Source organism: Shewanella oncorhynchi (assembly GCF_012584455.1).
Lineage (GTDB): Bacteria > Pseudomonadota > Gammaproteobacteria > Enterobacterales > Shewanellaceae > Shewanella > Shewanella oncorhynchi.
Genome location: NZ_JABAEB010000002.1, coordinates 345,912 through 370,930, shown reverse-complemented (window position 1 = coordinate 370,930; position 25,019 = coordinate 345,912). Strand labels below are relative to the sequence as shown.

The 25,019-nt window shown below is 45.6% G+C and carries 26 protein-coding genes; 23 read left to right on the top strand and 3 right to left on the bottom strand.

The features are described from left to right. Nucleotides 1–258 precede the first annotated feature (258 nt). From rppH to HGO26_RS03820, 10 genes are all read left to right on the top strand, one after another. A complete protein-coding gene (gene rppH / locus HGO26_RS03865) occupies nt 259–783 on the top strand; it encodes an RNA pyrophosphohydrolase (RefSeq protein ID WP_006080762.1) in 525 nt (174 codons plus the stop codon). A gap of 23 nt (nt 784–806) precedes the next feature. Then, nucleotides 807–3,041 (top strand): phosphoenolpyruvate--protein phosphotransferase, encoded by a 2,235-nt coding sequence (gene ptsP / locus HGO26_RS03860; RefSeq protein WP_105249864.1) that lies wholly within the window; start codon nt 807–809, stop codon nt 3,039–3,041. 59 nt (nt 3,042–3,100) lie between these two features. Beyond that, nucleotides 3,101–3,901 carry a sulfite exporter TauE/SafE family protein gene (locus HGO26_RS03855; RefSeq protein WP_028760835.1) on the top strand — a complete coding sequence of 267 codons (801 nt, stop codon included), beginning with the start codon at nt 3,101–3,103 and terminating at the stop codon, nt 3,899–3,901. A gap of 42 nt (nt 3,902–3,943) precedes the next feature. Then, nucleotides 3,944–4,753 carry a prolipoprotein diacylglyceryl transferase gene (gene lgt, locus HGO26_RS03850; protein ID WP_168823433.1) on the top strand — a complete coding sequence of 270 codons (810 nt, stop codon included), beginning with the start codon at nt 3,944–3,946 and terminating at the stop codon, nt 4,751–4,753. After that, complete coding sequence (gene thyA, locus HGO26_RS03845) at nt 4,750–5,544, top strand: thymidylate synthase (protein WP_105249861.1); 795 nt, start codon at nt 4,750–4,752, stop codon at nt 5,542–5,544. The genes lgt and thyA overlap by 4 nt, the downstream gene beginning before the upstream one ends. 117 nt (nt 5,545–5,661) lie before the next feature. Continuing rightward, the gene (gene nhaA, locus HGO26_RS03840; protein WP_168823431.1) at nt 5,662–6,831 is read left to right on the top strand and encodes a Na+/H+ antiporter NhaA; all 1,170 of its coding nucleotides are present in this window, start codon (nt 5,662–5,664) and stop codon (nt 6,829–6,831) included. A 2-nt stretch (nt 6,832–6,833) separates the two neighbouring features. Further along, nucleotides 6,834–7,220: a hypothetical protein gene (locus HGO26_RS03835; RefSeq protein ID WP_105249860.1), complete on the top strand. Its 387-nt coding sequence runs from the start codon at nt 6,834–6,836 to the stop codon at nt 7,218–7,220. A 114-nt stretch (nt 7,221–7,334) separates the two neighbouring features. After that, nucleotides 7,335–8,243 (top strand): transcriptional activator NhaR, encoded by a 909-nt coding sequence (gene nhaR, locus HGO26_RS03830; protein WP_028760830.1) that lies wholly within the window; start codon nt 7,335–7,337, stop codon nt 8,241–8,243. An 85-nt stretch (nt 8,244–8,328) separates the two neighbouring features. Further along, nucleotides 8,329–8,577, top strand: coding sequence for an FAD assembly factor SdhE (locus tag HGO26_RS03825; RefSeq protein WP_211085810.1), 249 nt, complete (start codon nt 8,329–8,331; stop codon nt 8,575–8,577). Then, nucleotides 8,558–8,998 (top strand): protein YgfX, encoded by a 441-nt coding sequence (locus tag HGO26_RS03820; RefSeq protein ID WP_168823428.1) that lies wholly within the window; start codon nt 8,558–8,560, stop codon nt 8,996–8,998. Before HGO26_RS03825 ends, HGO26_RS03820 begins: the two co-directional genes overlap by 20 nt. 34 nt (nt 8,999–9,032) lie before the next feature. On the opposite strand, the gene nadB is transcribed toward HGO26_RS03820, so the two are convergent. Continuing rightward, entirely contained in the window at nt 9,033–10,646 is a 1,614-nt protein-coding gene (nadB, locus tag HGO26_RS03815) for an L-aspartate oxidase (RefSeq protein ID WP_168823426.1), read from the bottom strand. A 190-nt stretch (nt 10,647–10,836) separates the two neighbouring features. Between nadB and rpoE the strand changes: the two genes are divergently transcribed. From rpoE to HGO26_RS03755, 12 genes are all read left to right on the top strand, one after another. Then, complete coding sequence (gene rpoE, locus HGO26_RS03810) at nt 10,837–11,415, top strand: RNA polymerase sigma factor RpoE (RefSeq protein ID WP_028760826.1); 579 nt, start codon at nt 10,837–10,839, stop codon at nt 11,413–11,415. A gap of 41 nt (nt 11,416–11,456) precedes the next feature. Next, on the top strand, nt 11,457–12,083 hold the full coding sequence (locus HGO26_RS03805; protein ID WP_168823424.1) for a sigma-E factor negative regulatory protein: 627 nt from the start codon (nt 11,457–11,459) through the stop codon (nt 12,081–12,083). A 12-nt stretch (nt 12,084–12,095) separates the two neighbouring features. Next, nucleotides 12,096–13,028, top strand: a complete 933-nt coding sequence (locus tag HGO26_RS03800; RefSeq protein ID WP_028760824.1) for a MucB/RseB C-terminal domain-containing protein — start codon at nt 12,096–12,098, stop codon at nt 13,026–13,028. Nucleotides 13,029–13,038: 10 nt separating this feature from the next. Beyond that, complete coding sequence (locus HGO26_RS03795) at nt 13,039–13,512, top strand: SoxR reducing system RseC family protein (protein WP_105249858.1); 474 nt, start codon at nt 13,039–13,041, stop codon at nt 13,510–13,512. Nucleotides 13,513–13,678: 166 nt separating this feature from the next. Further along, on the top strand, nt 13,679–15,469 hold the full coding sequence (gene lepA, locus HGO26_RS03790) for a translation elongation factor 4 (protein ID WP_028760822.1): 1,791 nt from the start codon (nt 13,679–13,681) through the stop codon (nt 15,467–15,469). 183 nt (nt 15,470–15,652) lie between these two features. Continuing rightward, nucleotides 15,653–16,570, top strand: a complete 918-nt coding sequence (gene lepB, locus HGO26_RS03785; protein ID WP_168823422.1) for a signal peptidase I — start codon at nt 15,653–15,655, stop codon at nt 16,568–16,570. A 1-nt stretch (nt 16,571) separates the two neighbouring features. Next, entirely contained in the window at nt 16,572–17,252 is a 681-nt protein-coding gene (gene rnc / locus HGO26_RS03780) for a ribonuclease III (RefSeq protein WP_012088603.1), read from the top strand. Beyond that, nucleotides 17,249–18,265 (top strand): GTPase Era, encoded by a 1,017-nt coding sequence (gene era / locus HGO26_RS03775; RefSeq protein WP_028760819.1) that lies wholly within the window; start codon nt 17,249–17,251, stop codon nt 18,263–18,265. Before rnc ends, era begins: the two co-directional genes overlap by 4 nt. A 28-nt stretch (nt 18,266–18,293) precedes the next feature. Continuing rightward, entirely contained in the window at nt 18,294–19,004 is a 711-nt protein-coding gene (gene recO, locus HGO26_RS03770; RefSeq protein ID WP_168823420.1) for a DNA repair protein RecO, read from the top strand. Between the two features lie 70 nt (nt 19,005–19,074). Further along, nucleotides 19,075–19,812 carry a pyridoxine 5'-phosphate synthase gene (gene pdxJ / locus HGO26_RS03765; protein WP_006080782.1) on the top strand — a complete coding sequence of 246 codons (738 nt, stop codon included), beginning with the start codon at nt 19,075–19,077 and terminating at the stop codon, nt 19,810–19,812. Next, nucleotides 19,812–20,195, top strand: coding sequence for a holo-ACP synthase (acpS, locus tag HGO26_RS03760; protein WP_028760816.1), 384 nt, complete (start codon nt 19,812–19,814; stop codon nt 20,193–20,195). Before pdxJ ends, acpS begins: the two co-directional genes overlap by 1 nt. Nucleotides 20,196–20,404: 209 nt before the next feature. Then, nucleotides 20,405–20,929, top strand: coding sequence for an Mpo1 family 2-hydroxy fatty acid dioxygenase (locus HGO26_RS03755; protein ID WP_168823418.1), 525 nt, complete (start codon nt 20,405–20,407; stop codon nt 20,927–20,929). Between the two features lie 140 nt (nt 20,930–21,069). Here the strand turns inward: HGO26_RS03755 and HGO26_RS03750 are convergent, their stop codons facing one another. Then, on the bottom strand, nt 21,070–22,344 hold the full coding sequence (locus HGO26_RS03750; protein WP_113940661.1) for an HlyC/CorC family transporter: 1,275 nt from the start codon (nt 22,342–22,344) through the stop codon (nt 21,070–21,072). A gap of 99 nt (nt 22,345–22,443) precedes the next feature. Continuing rightward, nucleotides 22,444–23,232, bottom strand: a complete 789-nt coding sequence (locus tag HGO26_RS03745) for a cytochrome C assembly family protein (protein ID WP_028760813.1) — start codon at nt 23,230–23,232, stop codon at nt 22,444–22,446. A 289-nt stretch (nt 23,233–23,521) separates the two neighbouring features. Here HGO26_RS03745 and ffh point away from each other — a divergent pair, with 289 nt between their 5' ends. Continuing rightward, a complete protein-coding gene (gene ffh / locus HGO26_RS03740; RefSeq protein WP_006080787.1) occupies nt 23,522–24,895 on the top strand; it encodes a signal recognition particle protein in 1,374 nt (457 codons plus the stop codon). Nucleotides 24,896–25,019 lie beyond the last annotated feature (124 nt).

The window sequence follows — 25,019 nt, the reverse complement described above, 5'->3', positions numbered from 1 at the left end:
TGCTATTAAGTTTTAACGCTAAATTTTAAAAACGATGGTAAATAGATGTTTTTTGAACGTTATAACAAGTTCACCTGAGTTTCAAACAGAGATATCCACAGAAAATGTGGATATCCCCGGATTCCATCCCCTAGCATTGTTGATAAATGTCTTTTAAGTCAGATGTTATCCAAAGCTTAGGATAAAATAGAGGTTTGCTGAGAGACTAGCTTTATGAAACAATCAGTTTATTAAAATTTAATGTGATTTGGAGTCCATGTGATTGATAGCGACGGCTTTCGCGCAAATGTGGGCATTATAATTTGTAACAGATATGGCCAAGTAATGTGGGCTAGACGTTTCGGTCAACACTCATGGCAATTTCCTCAAGGTGGCGTCGATGATGGCGAGACAGCAGAAGAGGCTATGTACCGTGAGTTGTATGAAGAAGTGGGCCTAAGACCTGAACACGTGCATATATTAACCTCGACCCGTTCTTGGTTGCGCTATCGTTTGCCAAAGCGTTTAGTGAGGCAAGACAGTAAACCTGTGTGTATCGGGCAAAAACAAAAGTGGTTTCTGTTACAACTGAAAAGCCAAGATAGTGCGATTAATTTGAGTTCTTCTGGGCATCCTGAATTTGACGATTGGCGCTGGGTAAGTTATTGGTATCCTGTGCGGCAAGTTGTGTCATTTAAGCGTGATGTTTATCGTAAGGTGATGAAAGAGTTTGCGGTAACGGCATTGTCATTCCAAACCCTAGAAATACCTAGGAAACGGGGAAGACAAAAAACAACGGGCTGATTTTCAAAAGAGGATTGAAAACAGTGTTAAATACGCTTAGGGATATTACTCAGGCTGTGGCATCTGCCCACAGTTTGGAAACCGCATTAGAAATCTTAGTTTCATCGACTAAAGCGGCGATGGAAACCCAATGTTGCTCCATCTATATCCTAGAAGAGCAAGAACTCGTGTTATCTGCAACCGATGGTCTTGAAAAAAGCGCCGTTGGTCGAGTACGTATGCCGCTGACTGAAGGTTTAGTTGGACTCGCTGCCCAGCGAGAAGAGGCCGTTAATTTAGCGGATGCTCGGCTTCATCCAAGGTTTAAGCTTTTTCCTGAAGTCGCCGAAGAAGAATACCGCGCTTTTTTAGCTGTACCTATTATCTACCAGAAGGCTGTGGTTGGGGTGATAGTGGTACAGCAGGCGAGTGCTCGTCAATTCAGTGAGGGCGAAGAAGCCTTCCTAATGACCCTCGCCGCCCAATTAGCGATGGCAGTGCGTGGGTTAAAACAAAAAGCACAAGTCAGCTCCCATCATCAACAAATTCTGTTTCAAGGTACTTCAGCATCAAACGGTATCGCCATTGCGTATGCCTTCGTACTTGGTGGGGAAATCCCCCTTGAACAGCCTGAGGTGCGTTCTGACGATATTGCCTATGAATCGAGTCGCTTAACCACGGCTATGGTGCGTTGTAAAGAAGCGATAGGTGCCTTATCTCAACGGTTTGATCGCGAGCAAGATGACGAAGTTGTCTCCATTTTCAATGCATTACAGTTACTGCTTGATGATGCTAGTTTAGGCGGCGAATATACCCGTGAAGTGCAATTAGGCTGGGCTGCTGAGTCGGCGGTGAGCCGAGTGTCTCTACGTTATATTCAACAGTTTTTAGCAATGGAAGACCCTTACCTTAAGGAGCGGGCTAGCGATATTCGCGATTTAGGTCAAAAAGTATTGCGCCAACTTATTGAGCCAGAACGTCTAGAGCTTGAGCCCGATAAACCTGTAATCCTCATTACCCGTGAAGCCGATGCGACTATGTTGGCTGAGTTCCCAAGGCAAAAGCTTGCGGGTATTGTCACGGAGCTTGGTGGCGTAAACTCCCATGCCGCCATTTTAGCCCGTGCCTTAGGTGTGCCTGCTATTACAGGTGTAGAGCAACTGTTATCCGCCAATATTGACCAAAAACTTTTAGTCGTAAACGCAAGCCGTGGTCAGTTATTGGTGTCGCCATCACCTGCGATTGTCGGTGAGTATCGTAGCCTGATTTCGGCACAAAAAGCCTTGCAACGCCAGTATGCCCAAGAATTAGCGCTGCCTTCTGTAACCTTAGATGGTTCACGTATTCGCTTGTATCTCAATGCGGGATTACTCAGTGGTGTGGCCTCTGAAATTGCAGAGGGCGCCGACGGTATTGGGCTTTATCGCACTGAAATTCCTTTTATGTTACAACAGCGCTTCCCGAGTGAATCTGAGCAAGTCAAAGTCTATCAACAGGTCTTATCGGCCGCGTCCGGTCGACCTGTGGTGATGCGTACTTTAGATGTGGGAGGCGATAAACCTTTACCGTATTTCCCGATTAAAGAAGACAATCCTTTCCTTGGATGGCGCGGTATTCGCTTGTCTCTGGATCATCCTGAGCTTTTTTTGGTGCAGTTACGGGCCATGCTACAGGCTGGGGGAGACGGTAAACAGTTAAGTATTTTGCTGCCTATGGTCAGCAACTTAGATGAAATCGATCAATCCTTAGAATATTTGCAACAAGCCTATGTCGAATTAAAAAACGATGTTAACAGCGACATAGTGATGCCACGAATAGGCATTATGCTTGAAGTGCCCGCCATGCTATATCAGTTGGATGATGTGGCAAAACGAGTGGATTTTGTCTCTGTTGGTAGTAATGATTTAACCCAATATTTGCTGGCTGTTGACCGTAATAACCCGCGGGTGAGCTCGTTATTTGACAGTTATCATCCTGGAATATTGCGGGCTTTGCATCAGGCGCACCTCGATTGTCGATACCATAAACTCGATATTAGTATCTGTGGAGAGTTAGCGGGCGAACCTATGGGGGCCATTTTGCTGGTGGCTATGGGATACGATCAGTTGAGTATGAATCAGGGCAGTTTAGCGCGGATCAATTATCTATTGCGTCGTGTTGCGCGGGCTGATTTAGATCAATTACTTGCTAAAGCGCTGAGCCTATCAAACGGCTTCCAAGTGCGTGAGCTGGTTAAAGAATATTTGACCCAGCAGGGTCTCGCAACAATTCTTAATTAACTAATGCTGTGTTTTGCTTTAAGCTAAGGCCCTCAATTTATCACGCTGTAGGTACTCGTGTGGATAGTTTGTTGTTGGTGTTCTTTATTTGCTTGGCTTTAGGCGCATTTGTCGGCTTTATGGCAGGATTATTAGGTATCGGTGGCGGCTTGATTGTAGTGCCGGCACTGCTTTATATTTTGCCATCGGTCGGTATTAGCTCTACTCAGCTCCCCCATATTGCAATTGCCACTTCGCTAGCAGCCATTATTCTCACCTCTATTTCGTCGGCACGTGCCCACCATAAGCGTGGCAATGTGCCTTGGGATTTATTCAAATCAATGTTACCGGGCCTGATTATAGGCGCGCTGGCTTCAGGTTTTATTGCTGAGCGTATTCCCGCTGATAAGTTACAACAAGGTTTTGCCATCTTTGTGATTTTAATGACAATTCAAATGGCTTATCCCGTTAAGGCCGAATCAAATCGTCAATTACCTAATTCAGTAGTGCTTTTTGTTGTATCGGCTTTTGTTGCGGTTTTGGCAGGTTTGACCGGGATAGGTGGCGGTATACTGATAGTGCCATTTTTGACTTTTTATGGTTTACAGATGCGTCAAGCCGTGGGCTTTTCTGCGGCGATGGGCTTCTTAATCTCTCTTTCTGGCAGTTTCGGCTATATTATTGCAGGAATGAATGCCCCTGAGTTGCCCTATGGTACCTTAGGCTATATCTATTTACCTGCATTGTTTGGTTTAGTGATCACTTCTGTCTTGATGGCGCCTGTGGGGGTAAAAGCGGCGAGCACTTGGCCAACACCTGTACTTAAAAAGATATTTGCACTGTTACTTCTATGTGTCGGCCTTAAGTTAATTCTGACCTAGTTTTTATGTTTATCTCAGTTTGAGGCTGCTAATGGATGTGTTATGGCGTTGAGTTTCCCCAATATCGATCCCGTGATCGTTTCATTTGGACCGTTTAATCTTTTTGGACAAACCTTTGAACCGGCACTGCGTTGGTATGGTTTTACCTATTTAGTCGGATTTGTTGCGGCCATGTGGTTGTTGAACCGCCAAGCCGACCGTTCAAAGGGGATATGGACGCGGGAGCAAGTTTCAGATTTACTCTTTTATGGTTTTCTTGGGGTGATTTTAGGTGGCCGTATCGGTTACGTGCTTTTTTATCATTTCGATTATTTCCTCGCCAGTCCCCTCTATTTATTTAAAATCTCCGAAGGTGGCATGTCCTTCCACGGCGGTTTGATGGGCGTGATTACGGCGATGCTCTATATCGCGTGGAAACAAAAACGTACTTTTTTTGCTGTCGCCGATATGGTGGCACCTGTTGTGCCTATTGGTTTAGGCGCTGGTCGTATTGGTAACTTTATCAACGGCGAGCTTTGGGGACGAACCACTGATCTGCCTTGGGCTATGGTGTTTCCAACTGGTGGGCCTGACCCACGTCATCCATCCCAGTTGTATCAGTTCGCCCTTGAAGGCGTAGCATTATTCCTATTACTTTACTGGTTTAGCAAACGTACCGATAAAGTCGGTGCAGTCTCTGGTATGTTCTTAGTCGGTTACGGTATGTTCCGTATTATGGTTGAAACTGTGAGGCAACCCGACACACAGTTGGGACTCTACTGGGGATTTATAACTATGGGGCAGATACTCTCTGTGCCTATGGTGTTAATCGGTTTGTACTTGATTTTTCGTAAGCAAGGTAAGCAGCAATGAAACAGTATTTAGACTTAATGAAGCACATATTAGCCGAAGGCGTGGATAAATCGGATCGCACAGGTACTGGGACTCGCTCGGTATTTGGCTATCAAATGCGCTTCGATTTGAGCAAAGGTTTTCCTTTGGTGAGCACCAAAAAATGCCATATGCGCTCTATCATCCATGAATTGCTGTGGTTTCTGAAGGGTGAAACTAACGTTGCCTATTTACGCGAAAATAAGGTCAGCATTTGGGATGAATGGGCCGATGATAATGGCGATTTGGGCCCAGTTTATGGTGCCCAGTGGCGCAGCTGGCCAACCCAGAGTGGTGATGCTATCGATCAGATTTCGCAAGTTATCGCCCAGATAAAATCTCAGCCAGATTCTCGCCGTCTTATCGTTTCTGCGTGGAACGTGGGCGAACTGGATAAAATGGCTTTGGCACCGTGCCACGCGTTTTTTCAGTTCTATGTAGCCGATGGTAAATTATCTTGTCAGCTGTATCAGCGTAGTTGTGATGTGTTTCTTGGTTTGCCATTTAATATTGCCAGTTATGCTTTGTTAACTATGATGGTCGCCCAGCAATGTGACTTGGCCTTAGGTGATTTTGTGTGGACGGGTGGCGATACCCATTTATATTCTAATCATATGGAACAGACGGCACTGCAGTTAAGTCGTGATCCAAAACCGTTGCCGACCATGACTATTGTACGCAGACCTGAGTCGATTTTTGACTATCAATTCGATGATTTTGAATTAACAAACTACGCTCCACACCCTCATATCAAAGCCCCTGTTGCTGTGTGATGTATGTTTTTTAGTCTAACACTTCGGGATAGCCGAGGTGTTAGGGAGAAACTTACGATTATATTTGTTATTACAATTCGTCTACACTCAATTCATTATGATTTTTAGGAGTGCAAGATGGAAAAAGCAATTAGAAATTTTCTAAGCCAAGAGTCGGCTGGCGGTATCCTGTTATTGGTTGCTGTTGCCTTAGCCATGCTGATGGCCAATTCCCCCTTATCTGGACTTTATCAAGGCTTTTTAGGCACTGACGTTCAAGTCAAAATTGGCGAGCTCAATATACACAAGCCACTCATCCTGTGGATAAACGATGGCTTGATGGCCATATTCTTTTTGCTGATTGGTTTAGAAGTGAAACGTGAGCTACTTGAAGGCGCCTTATCGAGTGTCGCTCAAGCTTCCCTGCCTACCTTTGCAGCCATTGGCGGCATGTTAGTCCCTGCTGGTGTGTACTTACTGTTTAACTACGGTGATCCTGTCACACAAGCGGGCTGGGCGATTCCTGCCGCGACCGATATTGCCTTTGCCTTAGGTATTATGGCGCTGCTCGGAAGCCGCGTTCCTGTTTCACTGAAAGTCTTCTTACTTGCTTTAGCTATCATCGATGACTTAGGCGTCATAGTGATTATCGCGCTGTTTTACAGTACTGACTTATCAACCATCAGTTTAGTGATTGCCAGTTTAGCGATTGCGGGCTTGGTTGGGTTAAACCGCAAAGGGGTTACCTCACTTTTACCCTATGGCATCTTAGGGTTAATCCTTTGGGTTGCCGTACTTAAGTCTGGAGTGCATGCGACTCTGGCTGGCGTCATCATTGCTTTTTGTATTCCATTGCGGGCAAAGGATGGCAGTTCACCCTCAGAAGGCTTAGAGCATAGTTTGCATCCTTGGAGTACTTTCCTCATTTTGCCAGTGTTTGCTTTTGCCAATGCGGGCGTTTATGTCGGCAATATGAATTTGGAGACGTTAATTTCTCCTGTTCCTGTTGGTATTGCATTGGGCCTGATGTTAGGTAAGCCAATCGGTGTAATGTTATTTAGCTTTATTGCGGTGAAACTAAAATTAGCTCAATTGCCCGATGGCGTAGGTTGGAAGCAAATTGCCCCCGTCGCGGCCATGTGCGGTATTGGTTTTACTATGTCTATGTTTATTGCGTCGTTAGCCTTTGAACATGCAGACCCTATGTACGGTGACTTAGCACGCCTAGGGACCTTAATCGGTTCGATTATGGCAGCGTTAGTCGGGTATTTCTGGTTATCAAAAGTGTTACCTAAGAAAGGAGTATAACTATGATAAAGTTGAAATTAATGGGAATAGCAACGCTCTTATGTTTATCGACAACCGCGACGGCATCGCAAATTTCGGCCTGTAATCAGGATGCAAACTCGCAGACTTGCCAAAGCTATCTTGAAGGAATAGTGGATGGCGCTTTGATGTTTAAATCTGATTCCTTAGGGGCGAGATTAGAAACTAATGGTTATGAATCGAGGGCACTTAAGTATCGCGGTGGTAAACGTTTCCAAGAAGCGAATCGAACCTATTGCGCCGAACGTATTCCTGAACGTAACGTTTTAGTTTCAGGAGTCACTGAAGCGGTAAGTCTGGGGAATGCTGCCGATTTGGAGCAGTTACAAGGCATAGTTACTAACTTACTCGACTGCCAGCGTTTAAAGTAACTTGACTGGGAATCATCAGGTTTTTAATCATCTGATTTTAAACTATCGAGTTTAAAATAACACAGTCCCCCCTCAGCGCCTTGGCGTTTGAGGGAGCATTAACAGCGGGTTAGCATGCTGCACTTGAATTATAACCACTTGTATTATTTTTGGATGATTAAGAAAAAGGGCTCAGTCGCGAAGGCGGCCGAAGCCCTATGTTTAACGCCGCAAACGATAACGGGGCAAATTCGTGCCTTAGAAGATAGGTTAAACGGCAGTCTGTTCAAGCGAGTCGGGCGGACATTGGAGGCGACAGAGTTAGGTGAATTGGTGTTTCGCTACGCCGATAAGATGTTTAGCCTTAGCTATGAAATGCTCGATTTACTTAATTATCAAAAAGCGGATGCCATGTTATTCGAGGTGGGTATTGCCGATGCCTTATCTAAAGCTTTAGTCAGCCGAGTTTTATTATCCGTAGTGCCTAATGACAATTCTATGCACTTAGCCTGCTATGAGGCGACTCACGAGAGCCTAATGGCGCGTTTACGTGAGCATAAACTGGATATGATCCTTTCGGATTGTGCAGGTGAGTCACTGAAATACCCTGAAATTTTATCTAAAAAATTGGGCGAATGTGGCGTGAGTTTTTTCTCCGCGGAGACTTATAGCGCTGATTTTCCTGCTTGTTTAGAGCAAGGCCAGCTATTAATCCCCGGCCGTAGAACCTCACTTGGACAACAGCTATATCGCTGGTTTGACGAGCAAAATCTTAAAGTCAGTATTTTGGGCGAGTTCGATGATGCGGCCATGATGAAAGCCTTTGGTTACCTTAAACGAGGTATTTTTGTCACACCGTCGATTTATCGCCAAGAAGTGATTTCCCATGGTATGAATTTGCTCGGTGAAACCACCGATGTGAAAGAGGAATACCATGTGATGTTTGCCGAACGTATGATCCAACATCCTGCGGTAAAGCGATTATTGGATACAGATTTTAGCGATCTCTTTGAGGGACTCGATACGCAAGTACAACAATGCTAATTTTGTGAGTCAATATGAAGGGTTAATCGACACTTTAGTCAGTGAACTGATAGACTAATGCCAAATCTGTGTTGGGAGAAATACCTTGGAATTAATGAACATCGCAAGGGTTCGCTGGGCATGTCGTCGTGGGATGCTGGAATTAGACGTCTTGCTTCAACCTTTTGTTGAAAACTTCTATCAAGAAATGTCCGATGAAGATAAAGCCGTGTTTATCCGTTTGTTGGAATGTGAAGATCCAGAATTGTTTGCTTGGTTTATGGGCCATGAAGTGTGCCCTGATACTGAACTGGCTCGTATGATAGTAAAAGTCCGTGGAAGACCGGCACCATAGTTTCAGTGTAAAAGCCTCTTTCGACCAACGACTCTCGTTGGTCGTTTTTATTTGTGTTTGTTCTAGCTCATTTCTGCTTTGGCCCCAAAGCGACATTATCGCCTTATCTCTGCTTAAATATTTGTTTATCGTACTTGTCAGTATTTTTTTGCTGTCGCAGTTGTGGCGACTGCAGCATTGGCGTTTAGATTTTGTGCTGAGTGATAAAGGCGAGGGACGTTTGTCAACGGGGGAGCACTTTCAGGTACTAAAACGCACTTGGGTCACGCCCTTTGTTTGCTTGATTTATATCGAAGTGGATACTCAGCTGCGGCTCTTGCTGGTTTGGGCTGATATGTTAAATGATACTGACTATCGACATTTATGTCGGCTGTTGCTGCGGGCTAAAATGCAACAGACTAAACCTCATTCTGAGATTTAGTCTGTTTATGATGAAGTCACCTATGCGTATGCGGTTACTTTTCTGGTAGTAAAATAGTCGGGCGAGGCGCGTCTAATTTCTCTGGATGATCGATATTAAAATGCAGCCCACGGCTTTCTTTACGCTCCATGGCACAGCGAATAATTAATTCGGCCACTTGCACTAAGTTACGTAATTCGAGCAAGTTATTGCTAACCCTGAAGTTACTGTAATATTCCTGAATTTCTTGCTGTAACATCAGGCAGCGGCGCAGTGCTCGCTCCAGACGTTTATCAGAGCGTACAATTCCAACGTAGTCCCACATGAATAACCGCAGCTCGTGCCAGTTATGGGCGATGACCACTTCCTCATCCGAGTTCGATACTTTACTTTCATCCCATGCTGGAATTTGTCCCGGGATTTGAATTTTATGCAGTTGGCTTTCTATGTCCTGTGACGCCGCACGGGCAAACACTAAACATTCGAGTAACGAGTTACTCGCCAGACGATTGGCGCCATGTAAGCCCGTATAGGCGACTTCACCAATAGCATAGAGACCATTGAGATCCGTCTGACCGTGCATATCTGTCATTACACCACCGCAGGTATAGTGTGCGGCGGGTACCACAGGAATCGCATCTTTAGTGATATCGATTCCCAGCTCTAAGCAACGGCTATAGATGGTCGGGAAATGCTTCATCACAAAGTCAGCATCTTTATGGCTGATATCTAGATAGACGCAATCGGCACCCAGACGTTTCATCTCATAATCGATGGCGCGGGCAACGATGTCACGGGGAGCTAACTCAGCGCGTTCATCAAAGTCCGGCATAAAGCGGCTGCCATCTGGACGACGCAGATAAGCCCCTTCACCACGCAGGGCTTCGGTGAGTAAGAAGTTGCGCGCATCTGCGTGGTACAAACACGTCGGATGGAATTGGTTGAACTCCATATTCGCCACGCGGCAACCTGCACGCCATGCCATGGCAATACCATCACCGCTAGCGACATCAGGGTTTGAGGTATATTGATAAACCTTTGAGCTACCACCAGTCGCTAACGCGACAAACTTAGCCTTAACGGTTTCGACGTGTTCTTCATTGCGATTCCAGACATAAGCGCCTAACACACGATTACCTGGGCGATTTAATTTACGGGTGGTGATGAGGTCGATGGCGTTATAGCGTTCTAAAACTTGAATATTGGGGTGGGCGAGTGCGCGTTCTTGCAGTGTGGTTTGCACTTCTTTGCCTGTGGCATCGGCAGCGTGCAGAATACGTCTGTGGCTATGGCCGCCTTCACGGGTTAAATGGTAAGGTGCATCTTTTGCGTTGCCGTCTGTGGTTTCTTCTTTATCGAAGGCGACGCCACATTCGATAAGCCATTGCATCGCACTCTTGGCATTTTCAGCTGTGAAAGTGACAACGTCTTTGTCACATAAACCCGCCCCTGCGATTAAGGTGTCTGCAACATGGGATTCGATAGTGTCACTTTCGTCGAAGACGGAGGCGATACCGCCTTGGGCGTAGTAAGTCGACCCTTCCGAGAGTGGGCCTTTTGAAAGCAGAATTACTTTTGCTTTTTCAGCAAGATGCAAAGCTAGTGTCAGACCTGCGGCACCGCTACCTATGACTAATATGTCAGATTGGTGTTCAACTACTTGTTTCATCGGGTATCATGATGTGACTGAAGAGTGCCAACTATGGTAAACCAACTCACCGATTATGGGTACTTTCCTTTTTACCTTACTTTTTTTGTTTAATTTTTAGAACTTTTTCAAAGCCCGCGAGTCTACATAAGTGAATATGATTCGAGCGACTGAGAAATCAGCATTTTAGATTTAGGAGAAGTCGGCTCGGATGAGTGGACAATTAAGTGATCAACAATTAGTTGAGCGCGTACAACAAGGTGATAAAAACGCTTTTAACCTGTTAGTGCTTAAATATCAAAGTAAAGTCATTAGCTTGATATCCCGTTATGTACGGAACCAAGCGGACGTTGCTGATGTCGCACAGGAAGCGTTTATCAAAGCTTACAGAGCTTTGCCAAACTTTCGCGGTGAAAGTGCATTTTATACTTGGTTGTACCGCATCGCAGTAAACACTGCGAAGAATTATCTCGTATCACAGGGGCGTAGAACGCCTGCGAATGATGTTGATGCAGAAGATGCCGAATATTACGAAGGTAGTGACGCGCTGAAGGAGTTTGCCTCCCCAGAACGGCTAATGTTATCGGATGAAATCAAAAAAGTGATTTTCGATACATTAGAGACCTTGCCTGAAGAATTACGAATGGCCATCTCATTGCGTGAACTCGATGGTATGAGTTACGAAGATATTGCCATAGTCATGGATTGTCCTGTCGGGACCGTAAGATCACGTATCTTCCGAGCACGAGAAGCAATCGATAAAAAGCTCCAGCCTTTGCTGGAAGCCTAAATTCTTATTTTAAGAAACCCTTATATTTAGACAGGTGAAAAATGGATAAATTAGGTCAAGAATGGGTATCTGCCGCAGTCGATGGAGAGACTGATGAGCAGACCATGGCAGAGTTATCTGCTGATACACATTCACATGATAAATGGCATAACTATCATATGATAGGCGATGCCATGCGTGGCGAATTGCCGCAGACTATTGTGTTAGATCTCTCTGCTAGCATTGCTGCCGCCATTGAACTTGAGCCAGCGATAGTTGCGCCTAAGCATCATGTGTCTAAAGTCACTGCACCTGTAACGCCACAAATTGCCGCCAATTCGGAGCAAAGCCGCGTCATACCTTTATTTAAGCAATTTGGTCAATATGCCATTGCTGCGACGGTTGCTATGTTTGCGATTGTGGGTGTGCAGAATTACAATCAAACCGCCGATGATGCCGCGTCACCATCGCCCGTGTTAATTACAAGGCCGCTGATTGGTAGCGCATCACCTGTGAGCCTACAAACCGGTCCTGTACAACAGAATCAAGGCTATACCAATGATCAGGTGAATGAACAACGTCGCCGAATTAATACTTATATCCAAGATCATATGTTGCAACAACGATTGAATACTGGTGCGGTTGTAGAGGACAATACCGAGGTCGTACCCGTTCCGGTCAATCAATAACGAGGAGTTAGCTTGCGTCTAATCCTGTTGGCTTTATTAGCCTTGGTCTTTCCTGCAACCGCGCAGGAAGATATGCCTGCCAAAGCTTGGCTCGAGAAAATGAGTCAGGCTTTACGAGAGAAAGAGTTTAAAGCATCGATTATTCAACTTCAGGCCGATCATATTCGGCCTTTGGTTTACCTGCACGGTAAGGTGAATAATCAAGAAGTTGCCTTTCTAGAATACCTTAACGGTCCACCCAAAAATGCAGTGCGTGTCGGTAATCGTGTCACCTTTATTGAGCACGATGAGCCTGCGTATAGTATCGTTTCTAATCATATTCAAGGTGTTTGGCCCGCTGCTTTCTCTGCCAATATGGCGGACTTAGAAGTGGGTTATCAGTTTGTGCTCGGTGGCCGTACCCGTATCGCTGGGCGTCCGGGGCAAATGATCCGCCTGTTGCCTAATGATGAATTCCGTTATGGCTTTCAAATTTGGCTTGATATGGAAACCTATCTGCCGCTGAGATACGACATGCTGACTCAAGATAAGCAATTACTTGAGCAGATCATGGTGATTGAACTTATTGAATTCAGTGAGCCGCCAGCCATTTTGCAAGAGGCTTATAAGCAAGAGTGGCCGGCAGTTATCGATCAAGCCGAGCGCCAAGACGGTCAAAACTGGCAATTTGCTTGGTTACCCGCAGGTTTTACTGTGGTAGTGCGCGACCACCATAGATTAATTGGCAGTCACGAAGCGGTGGAATACATAGCACTGACCGATGGACTGGCAAATATTTCTGTTTATGTGGCGCGTGCGGGCACGAGTCCATTGCCTGAAGAATTAATTACCCGTAATGGCTTGTCGTTAGTCTCAGAAAAAGTCGGTAATGCCGAAGTGGTTGCTGTGGGTAAAGTGCCGACAGAAACCTTAACGCGCATTGCTAAAAGTCTGACGCTAGAATAGGACGCCGATTATGATGGAAGAAATTGCCAGAGTCGTCTCCAGTGATAGTCAAGGCTGGTTGACGGTTGAAGTGGAACTTAAGAGTACCTGCAAGAGCTGCAGTAACAGTGAGTCTTGCGGGACCTCTGCTGTCGCTCAGGCTTTTTCCTCGAAAACCCAGCAATTTTCTATTCAGAGTGACCGCCGCTGTGAGGCTGGTGAATTACTCAAATTAGGCCTTCCCGAGAGCGTGATCCTCAAAGCAGCAGCATTAATCTATTTAATGCCGCTGTTTGGCCTGTTTGTCGGCGCGGCGTTAGGACAATTTTTAGGCCAGTTGCTTGAGTTTAATCCTAACCTAGGTGCCATGGGCTTTGCGGCCGTTGGTGCCTTGATTGCGTGGTCTTTTGGTAAGCAACAGGCCAAACGTTTAGAAGTTGATGCTCAGCCTGTGATTTTGGCCTATTTAGGTAGGAGCATCAATTTAAACGAATTAGCTCAATAATTTCAATGTGTTATTTTTTATCAAATAACAGCTAACTGCGGTTTTTGACGTTGTTTTATCGGCCTGTCTTAAGTAGGAGTGAATGTGATTGGTATTGAAACCGCAATCAGGTACAATTTCGCTCCTTTGAACCGTATCCATTTTCAGTATTAGTCATTGCAGCATAATGAAACAAATTAGAAACTTCTCAATTATTGCCCATATCGACCATGGTAAATCGACGCTATCAGATCGTCTTATTCAGGTTTGTGGCGGTTTAACCGACCGTGAAATGGATTCTCAAGTTTTAGATTCTATGGATCTAGAACGTGAGCGTGGTATTACGATTAAGGCACAAAGTGTCACTTTGGATTATAAAGCCAAAGATGGCCTTGTCTATCAACTCAACTTTATTGATACCCCAGGTCACGTTGACTTCTCCTACGAGGTCTCGCGCTCATTAGCTGCCTGTGAAGGTGCTTTGCTGGTGGTTGATGCGGGTCAGGGCGTTGAAGCTCAGACACTGGCAAACTGTTATACCGCGCTGGATATGAATCTAGATGTGGTACCCATTTTAAACAAGATTGACTTACCACAAGCCGATCCAGAACGTGTTGCTGCCGAGATTGAAGATATCGTCGGTATTGATGCGATGGATGCTGTGCGTTGTTCGGCTAAAACCGGTGTCGGTGTCGACGAGGTTTTAGAAGTCATTGTTGCCAAAATTCCACCGCCAGAAGGCGATCCTGACGCACCACTGCAAGCCTTGATCATCGATTCTTGGTTTGATAACTACCTAGGCGTAGTGTCGTTAGTGCGAATTAAACACGGTAGCCTGAAAAAAGGTGACAAGTTTAAGGTCATGTCTACAGGACAAAACCACACTGCGGATCGCGTCGGTATTTTCACCCCAAAACAAACTGATAAAACCGAACTTAAAACCGGTGAAGTCGGCTTTGTGATTGCGGGTCTGAAGGAAATTCACGGTGCGCCTGTAGGTGATACGTTAACTTTAGCCAAAAATGGTGCTGAAAAGCCGTTACCTGGTTTTAAGAAAGTGAAGCCACAGGTATACGCTGGCGTATTCCCCATTTCGACCGACGAATATGAAAACTTCCGTGATGCGCTGAACAAACTCAGCCTGAACGATGCGTCATTATTCTTTGAACCTGAAAGTTCTTCGGCACTCGGTTTTGGTTTCCGCATTGGCTATTTAGGCCTGCTCCACATGGAAATCGTACAAGAGCGTTTAGAGCGTGAATACAACCTAGAGTTGATCACCACTGCGCCAACCGTAGTGTACGAAGTCGTCATGACCAGCGGTGAAACGATTTACGTTGATAACCCGTCTGATCTGCCTGCGATTAACAACATTGAAGAAATGCGTGAGCCGATTGTTGAGGCCAACATTTTAGTGCCAAAAGAATACTTAGGTAACGTGATTACCCTGTGTATTGAAAAACGTGGCACTCAAGTGAACATGGTTTACCACGGTAACCAAGTGGCTGTAACTTACCATCTGCCAATGGCGGAAGTGGTCATGGATTTCTTCGACCGTTTGAAATCCACTAGCCGTGGCTATGCATCACTCGAATATAACTTTATTCGTTTCGATCCAGCAGACATGGTGCGTTTAGATATTCTCATCAACGGCGACCGAGTCGACGCCTTGGCTATGGTTATCCATAGATCAAACATTCGTCACCGTGGTTTAGCTTTAGTGGATAAGATGAAAGAACTTATTCCACGTCAGATGTTTGATATTGCGATTCAAGCGGCGGTGGGCAGTCAAATTATTGCACGTTCAACCGTGAAAGCCCTGCGTAAAGACGTAACGGCTAAGTGTTATGGCGGCGACGTTTCTCGTAAGAAAAAACTCTTAAATAAACAAAAAGAGGGTAAGAAACGGATGAAGCAAGTAGGTAACGTTGAGGTGCCACAAGAAGCATTCTTAGCGGTACTTAAGCTAAACGAGTAATCGTTAGCATAAGAAGTGACAATTTAGTTGACTATTGCGCCGCTGTTTGCGGCGCTTTAGTTAGGTTATCGCATTGGTTTATCACTTTGGTTTACCAAGGTCGAATACGGTAAGTTAACTAAAGTATGATATTCGCTGAGTTAGGCACCTTTAATTATTTTTAAGGCAGGAGTTCAATAAGCAATGGCAGCGTATTTTTCCATTATTCTAGTGCTAATCACCCTGATCTCAGGACTTATTTGGTTAGTCGATGTGCTCGTTTTCGCCCCAAAGCGTCGTGAGAGTTTAGCGTTAGCAAAGGCATCACAAGCGAATTTAACTGAAGAAGCTGAGTACCAAATCATTCGTGAGTCGACCATAGTCGAAACCGCGCATTCTATCTTCCCTGTGATTGCCTTTGTGTTGATCCTACGTTCATTCATTTATGAGCCATTTCAAATCCCATCGGGTTCTATGATGCCAACCCTCTTAGTGGGCGACTTCATTCTGGTGGAAAAATTTAGTTATGGGCTTAAAGATCCCGTATGGCGCACTAAACTGGTTGAAACTGGTGAGCCCAAACGCGGTGATGTGGTGGTATTTAAATATCCTGAAAATCCGCAAATTGACTACATCAAACGTGTTGTCGGTTTACCGGGTGATAGAATTATTTACCGTAACAAGCAGTTGATGATCCAGAAGGCCTGTGGCGTTGAGCAAACAGCTTGCCCAGAACCGCAAGTTATCGCCCGCACTGAGATCAGTCGTGGTGATTACAGCCAAGATGGTGTGCCGTTGCTGCGTTATAAAGAGGAATTGGGTGATGTCGCCCACGATATCTTGATCAACCCAAGTCGACCTGACATGCTGGGGTATTTTAAGCGCGAAGGTAATTTACCCGCGGGTGAATTTTTAGTGCCAGAAGGCCATTACTTTGCCATGGGTGATAACCGCGATAACAGTACCGACAGTCGTTTCTGGGGCTTTGTGCCAGAAGAGAACCTTGTTGGTAAAGCGGTAGCGATTTGGATTAGTTTTGAATTTGACCGTTCAAAAGCCGACTTCCTCCCAACTTGGGTGCCTAGCGGTGTGCGTTTTGAGCGTGTAGGTGGAATTAAATAGCATGGAACCGATTAAAAATTTGCCACGTTTGTGTCGTACCTTAGGTTATGAGTTCAAGAATATTGAGCTTTTGACTCAAGCGCTGACCCACAGAAGTGCGGCAAATAAGCATAATGAGCGCTTAGAGTTTTTAGGTGATTCAATTTTATCTATCGTGATTTCTGATGCTTTGTATCATCAGTTTCCGAAGGCAACCGAAGGCGATTTAAGCCGGATGCGTGCCACCTTAGTTCGCGGTGATACCTTAACTATCATCGCCCAAGAGTTTAAGCTCGGCGATTATTTATATCTCGGTCCTGGCGAGTTGAAAAGTGGCGGATTTAGACGCGAGTCGATTCTTGCCGATGCAGTTGAAGCCATTATTGGCGCCGTTTACCTTGATTCCGATCTCGAAGTTTGCCGTGCATTACTGTTGAAATGGTATGCCGAGCGTTTGGCCGAAATCCAACCTGGGATCAGTCAGAAAGACGCTAAGACATTACTGCAAGAACATTTACAAGGGTTTAAAAAGCCGCTGCCTGATTACCAAGTAATCAACATAGAAGGCGATGCCCACGATCAGACATTTACCGTTGAATGTCGTATTGAAGACTTGAGCCAAAGCGTCATTGGTGTGGCGAGTTCACGCCGCAAAGCCGAGCAAATCGCGGCCGCTCAAGTATTGGAGTTACTAAAGAAATGACCAAAAAAACAGACTTGTCAGGTATCGATGCTGCAAAAGCGGCAACTGAGCCGAGTTTAGATGAATTACTGGCAAGGATGAATGCGGCCGCGCCAACGCCGTCGGCCCAATACGATGTCACTTATTGCGGCATGGTGGCGATCATTGGTCGCCCTAACGTCGGTAAATCAACGTTAATCAACCGTTTGCTTGGTCAGAAGGTAAGTATTACTTCTAAAAAGCCACAAACAACGCGCCACCGTATCATGGGTATTCATACCGATGGTCCGAAGCAAATTGTGTTCATCGATACACCAGGTTTACACATAGAAGAGCAGCGGGCGATTAACCGCCTGATGAACCGCGCAGCTGCCAGTTCGCTTGCCGATGTGGCTATGGTGATTTTCGTGGTTGATGGCATGACGTGGACCGCCGATGATGAGATGGTGTTGAGTAAATTACGCCGTGGCGGTGAAGAGCGTCAGACAATTCTGGCGATCAACAAAGTCGACAATATCAAAGACAAAGAATCGCTATTCCCGTATTTGGAAGAAGTCGCCAAAAAATATCCTTTCGATGAAATTTTGCCGATTTCAGCCAGTAAAGGTACCAACGTTAAGCGCATTTTAGAGCTGGCGGCGGCGTCTATTCCTGAAGGACCTTTCTTCTTCCCTGAAGACTATGTTACCGACCGTTCGCAACGTTTTATGGCGTCGGAAATTGTGCGTGAAAAACTGATGCGCTTCTTAGGTGATGAATTACCCTATGATGCGACAGTTGAGATTGAACAGTTCAAGATGATGGAAAATGGCGTTTATCAAATCAATGCCCTGATCCTTGTTGAGCGTGAAGGTCAAAAACGTATGGTGATTGGTAGCAAGGGCGAACGTATTCGTACTATCGCAACTCAAGCTCGCTTAGACATGGAGACCTTGTTTGATAATAAAGTTTTCCTCGAAGTGTGGGTGAAAGTGAAATCCGGTTGGGCCGATGATGAACGCGCCTTGCGTAGCTTAGGTTACGGCGACGATTAAGCATTAATTTCAGCGAGCGCGCTTACCGATGAAACGTGGTTACGTTTTACATCATCGCCCATATCGAGAGTCCAGTGTCTTAGTTAACCTGTTAGTTGACGGCATTGGACGGGTTGATGTGGTTGCCCGAACCGGCAGCGGTAAGCGCTCTATCAAGAGTATTCTCCAGCCCTTTCAACCGCTGATCTTCGAATTTAGCGGTAAGTCTGAATTAAAAACCTTAACTCAAGTCGAAGCCGCTGCGCCTGCTGTGCCTCTTTCTGGTCAAAGCTTGTTTGCTGGCATGTATATCAATGAGTTATTGGTTCGCACTTTGTCTGTACAGCACAATGCCGAAGAGTTGTTCCTCATTTATCATCAAGCCTTAGTCGGCCTTGCCGCGAAGTTTTGCCAATCCCAACTGCGTTATATTGAGCTTGCCTTGCTGCGGGAATTAGGTTTTATGCCTTCTCTTAGCCGCGATACTCAAGGTGAAACACTCGTGCCTGACTATTATTACCAGCTCGTGCCTGAGTTAGGTTTTCAATTTGTACTCAACTCCCGTGCTCGCAATGCCTATCAAGGCGCCATGTTGACGGCGCTTAACGATAACCAGCTCACCGAAGCACATTTTTTGAGCGCTAAGTTGTTGATGCGCTCCCTGTTAACGCCATTACTCGGGACTAAACCTTTGTTGAGTCGACAATTGTTCGTCAGCACTGCCGTGCCAACTAAGATTGATGGGAATAATTCGCCCTAGCTCCTGTTTTTTAGCGTGAGCCTAAGTACAATAGGCCGCAATATCAGCGTTAAACATTAAGGAGTTCCCGATGAGCCGTATCTTATTGGGCGTGAATATCGACCATATTGCTACTCTGCGCCAAGCCCGTGGCACCAGTTATCCTGATCCTGTGCATGCTGCTGCCGTTGCTGAACATGCTGGCGCCGATGGCATCACTATCCATTTGCGTGAAGACAGACGCCATATCATAGACCGCGATGTATATCTGTTGGCAAAAACCTTGAAAACCCGCATGAATTTTGAATGCGCTGTGACCGAAGAAATGCTTAACATCGCCTGTGAAATTAAGCCGACCTATGTCTGTTTAGTGCCAGAAAAACGTCAAGAAGTCACCACTGAAGGCGGTTTAGATGTAGCGGGGCAGTTAGATAAAATCACTGCTGCAGTGACTCGTTTAGCTGCTGAGGGTATTCAAGTCTCCTTATTTATCGATGCCGATAAAACTCAAATTGATGCCGCTGTTGCCTCTGGCGCACCGCTTATTGAAATTCATACGGGCTGTTATGCCGATGCTAAAACGGAAGCAGAAGAAGCCACTGAGTTAGCGCGTATTAGCGAAATGGCAAAATACGCCCATGGCAAAGGTTTAGTGGTTAACGCGGGTCATGGTTTGCATTATCACAACGTGAAACCCATCGCGGCGATTCCTGAGTTATATGAACTTAATATCGGCCATGCGATTGTCGCACGTGCCGCTATTGATGGTTTAGCGACAGCAGTGAAAGACATGAAAGTGTTAATGCTTGAAGGTCGTCGAGGCGAATAATGGCGATTGTCGGCCTAGGCACAGATATCGTCGAGATTGAGCGTATTCAGGTGCATGTGGCGCGCGCAGGTGACAAGCTCGCTAAACGAGTGCTGACCGAGTCTGAGTTGGCCATTTATACTGCCCATAGTCAGCCAAGTCGTTATCTTGCCAAGCGTTTTGCGGCAAAAGAGGCCGCAGCCAAAGCTCTCGGTACGGGTATTGGCCGCGGTGTGTCGTTTCAGCATATTCACATTGGCAACAATGAGGATGGTGCACCGACGATTCACTTTACCGAGGGGGCGCTGACGCGTTTACAGCAGCTTAAAGCGACGGTTGGGCATATCTCTATTGCCGATGAAAAATCCTATGCGATTGCGACGGTAATCATAGAGTCTCAATAAACCCGAGTTTGCGTCTGTTGGTGGTAAAAAAGGAACCTTAGGGTTCCTTTTTTCATTTCTGGATGGGTATCCAAATCAGTGCCAAATCAGTGAGTGCAACAATTTATTTACTTTTACTGTTCAGCTTAATTGTTTTACGTTAGTTTATGGCTTGCGCGTCGCTCAATTTGGCGCACGTAAAAGCAGGGGCAAATGAAGAGGAACCCGACATGAAATCCGCCGCAGAGCAGTTATCGACCTACAAAAGTGTGCATTTAAATCAGCGTAATATTCAGACCCATTTTATTGGCATCCCACTGATTATTTGGTCTGCTTTCCTGTTGTTGGCCACAGTGCGTATTCCGCTGGGCAGTATGGGAGAGACAAGTTTAGCTGTGATAGTCGGTATATTCGTATTGGCCTATTATGTCCGTTTACACTTAAGGCTTTCAATGGGGCTCATATTATTTATGGTTCCTGTGCTGTTCACGACTGAATGGGCGGCGCATATCGCCGGTGCCACTTGGCTTGCCCTTGGAGTATTTGTGGTGGGCTGGGTGTTCCAGCTAATTGGCCATCAATATGAAAAAGCCAAGCCTGCCTTTGTGGATGACTTAAATCAGTTATTAATTGGGCCATTTTTCTTAATGGCGGAAGTGTATTTTATGTTGGGCTTAGAAAAGGCGCTGAATGCCCAGATAACGCCAATGGCGCTTGAGAAGCGTCGTATACTTGAGGCGAAAAAGTCTGCTTAGCTTGGCTAGATAGTGAATTAGAGTAGATAGATTAGCACTAAAGGTATAGTTCGGGGGGCATCATCGCTTGGAGGAAATCGTCGGCCGGACCACATCTTAACTTGTGTGGTTCGGCCAATTTTTATGCTCAAAATTGAGGATTAAACTCTGGGGGGATGATAATACAGCGGGATAATTCTCACTGTATTAATCATATTTTCTGACACATCAATTATCTCTAGTGGATAACCTGCTAAACGTAAACTAGTATTCGCAGAAGGAATTTCCTCCAGATACTCCAGAATCAGACCATTGAGGGTTTTAGGGCCATCGGTGGGAAAGTTCCACTTCATTTCTTTATTCAAATCGCGGATCGTAATGCCCGCATCAACTAAGTAGCTGCCATCTTGCTGGACCTTAATGTCTTCACTCGGGGTGGTCAACATAGAAGTGGTAAAGTCGCCGACAATCTCTTCGAGAATATCTTCGAGTGTTACTAGACCTTGAATATCACCATATTCATCAACGACTAAGCCGATGCGCTCTTTATTTTGTTGGAAGTTAGCTAGCTGCACATTGAGTGGCGTACCTTCTGGCACAAAGTAGAGTTCTTTCACTGCACGTAGCAAAGATGACTTGCTAAATTGCTCTTTAGATTGGAGGCGCAGGGCATCGCGTAGATGAATAAAGCCCACTGCATCGTCTATGGTGTCGCGATACACTAACACTCGGGTATGTGGACTTTGGATCACCTGACGATTGATAACCTTAAATTCATCATTGACGTTAATTCCGTAGATATCTGAGCGTGGCACCATAATATCTTCAACGGTGACTTTCTCTAAATCCAAGATAGATAACAGCATTTCTTGGTGGCGTCGGGGGATGAGTGCCCCTGCCTCATGTACCACAGTGCGCAACTCTTCTTGGCTTAGTGCATCGCTACTATTAACGGTTTTTATCCCCATCAAACGTAAGATACCTGTGGTTATTAAATTAACGCTTGAGACAACATAGGCAAAGGTAGAGGAAAGTATAAGTAGCAATATGCTAGAGGGAAAAGCAATACGCTCAGGATTTAGCGCGGCGATGGTTTTTGGCGTGACTTCAGCAAAAACGAGCACGACTAACGTAAGCACGCCAGTTGCAACAGCGACCCCTAAGTCGCCCCAAAGACGCATACCAATGATAGTCGCAATAGCCGATGCGGAAATATTGACTAAGTTATTGCCAATTAAGATCAATCCAATCAAACGGTCAGGACGCTCAAGTAACTTCAAGGCTCTAATCGCCCCTTTATGGCCATTGTTGGCTAAGTGGCGTAGACGGTAACGGTTTAGAGTCATCATTGCGGTTTCTGAGCCTGAAAAATAGGCAGAGAATAGGATAAGCACTAGTAAAACTATCAGGAGTGCGCTTGTCGATATAGCGTCCAAAAAAGGCTCCAATGTGGCCAGTAAACTTAAGTAAATACCGACATTTAAAAAAAGTGTCAAGTCGGCCGCAGCAATAACTGCCCCAGCCGACTTAAATGTTTAGTTGAGGATTAACTCTTTGACAATGCGCGCGCCAAAATATGCGAGCGAAAGTAAGGATGCGCCAGTCAGAGTGTAAATGACTGCGGTACGAATTTTACAACCGACCCAATACTGTTGCCACAGCATAGTAATGTATACAAACCAAGCCATTATCGACAGAATTGCCTTATGACCTTTACCATCGGCGAACATATCTTCAAGGAAGATAAAACCAGTCGCGAGCGACAAACTGAGCAAGATAACGCCGATAATCACCAGGTGATAAAGTTGTTTTTCAACTGTCATCAGCGGCGGAATGCCAGGGCTCAGCATAAATTGTTTTTTCTTCAGTTTATTTTGGATCATCGCCAGTTGTATTGCATATAGGGCGGCAATCATCAGGGCGCTGTAGGCCATGAGTGACAATACGACGTGGGCTAATACTTCAGGATAAAGCTCAAAATGCGTGATGAATTTAGGCGGCAATAACCAGAGTAGGGCAACCGAAAGCACTGAGCAGGCATAAACCACTGGCACGACGACGATGACCTTCAGCCTGAACATCAATATCGTAAAAGTAAAAGCGATAATCCAGTTCACTAAGGAAATCACATTCGTCAGGCTAAAGTTTTGGCCATCTGTGGTGAAAATCACTTGTGATAATGCTGCGGCATGTAAAATAACCGCAATAGCGGCAAAACCTGCGACAGCACGGCGATTCGGACCGTCTGGGTGAAACAATCTACTCGTCACTAGTACCAATGCAATGCAATAAAAAAACATGGCTGAGGCAGAAAAGATGACCATGGGTAATTAACCTATTTGTGTAGTTAAAGGTGCCTTAAAAACGGGGCATACAGATCAATATTTTCCCTAGAATAACATGAGCTGTCGGCAAATGGGCAGTGACATGAGTTGCAAAATTTAGCAGATTCTTATTGTTAGGGTTAAATAGTGTGTCGACGACAATAAAACATGACTCAGCGCAAGTAAAACACTTAACCACAATCAAGATGGGTGCAGCAGTAGCATAATGCGCATGCATCGTTATAATACAGCCCATCAATCGAGATTCTTAAAGGTATAGAACAGGACGATGTTTGAGAACCTAACCGACAGACTGTCACGCACACTGAAAAATATCAGTGGCCGTGGTCGCTTAACTGAAGAAAACGTTAAGGAAACCCTGCGCGAAGTGCGTATGGCACTGCTGGAGGCCGATGTTGCCCTGCCTGTGGTGCGCGAATTTGTTAATAACGTAAAAGAACGTGCCGTAGGCCAAGAAGTCTCTAAAAGCTTAAGCCCTGGCCAAGCCTTTATTAAGATAGTTCAAAGTGAACTTGAAAAATCCATGGGCGAGGCGAATGAAGCCCTAGATTTAGCCACTCAGCCGCCAGCTGTGATTATGATGGCGGGTCTGCAAGGTGCGGGTAAAACCACCAGTGTGGCCAAACTGGGTAAATTTTTACGCGAACGCCATAAAAAATCGGTATTAGTCGTCAGTGCTGACGTTTATCGCCCCGCGGCGATTAAACAGCTTGAGACGTTAGCGCAAGAAGTGGCGGTGGAGTTTTTCCCATCGGACGTTAGCCAAAAGCCAATCGACATTGCGAAAGCGGCGATTGCCCACGCTAAATTAAAGTTTATCGATGTGGTGATCCTCGATACCGCGGGTCGTCTGCATGTCGACGAAGCCATGATGGACGAGATCAAAGGCTTACACGCAGCGGTTAAGCCTATCGAAACCTTGTTCGTTGTTGATGCTATGACAGGTCAAGATGCGGCAAACACCGCTAAGGCCTTTAATGAAGCTTTGCCACTGACAGGGGTTATCTTAACTAAAGTCGATGGTGATGCGCGCGGTGGTGCGGCGTTATCGATTCGCCACATTACGGGCAAGCCGATTAAATTCCTTGGTGTGGGTGAAAAGACCGACGCGTTAGAGCCATTCCATCCAGACCGTATTGCCTCACGCATTTTGGGCATGGGCGATGTGTTATCGCTTATCGAAGAAGTTGAGCGCGGCGTCGATAAAGAAAAGGCCATGAAGCTGGCTTCGAAAGTGAAGCAAGGTGGCAGTTTCGATTTAGAAGATTTCCGTGAGCAGTTACAGCAAATGAAAAACATGGGCGGCATGATGAATATGCTGGAAAAACTGCCCGGTGTCGGTCAATTGCCCCCTGAAGCCTTAGCGCAAATCCAAGACGGCAAGATGACAGGCCAAATGGAAGCCATCATTAATTCGATGACTTCCAAGGAGCGTAAGAACCCTGATTTAATCAAGGGCTCACGCAAACGTCGCATCGCAGCTGGTTCTGGCACGCAAATTCAAGATGTAAACCGTTTGTTGAAACAGTTTACTCAAATGCAAAAGATGATGAAAAAAATGTCTGCTAAGGGCGGCATGCAAAAAATGATGCGCGGAATGCGCGGTATGATGCCGCCAGGAATGAAATTTCCGGGACGTTAATCGGGCATTTTTAGTTAAACTTAGCACTTTATCAGTCGGTTGACTCTGGCAACAATGAACCGCTTACTGAGGGCGCAGGCGTAATAATCGCCATCTTTGGTTGCATTCGTTGGAAAGTCAGGTA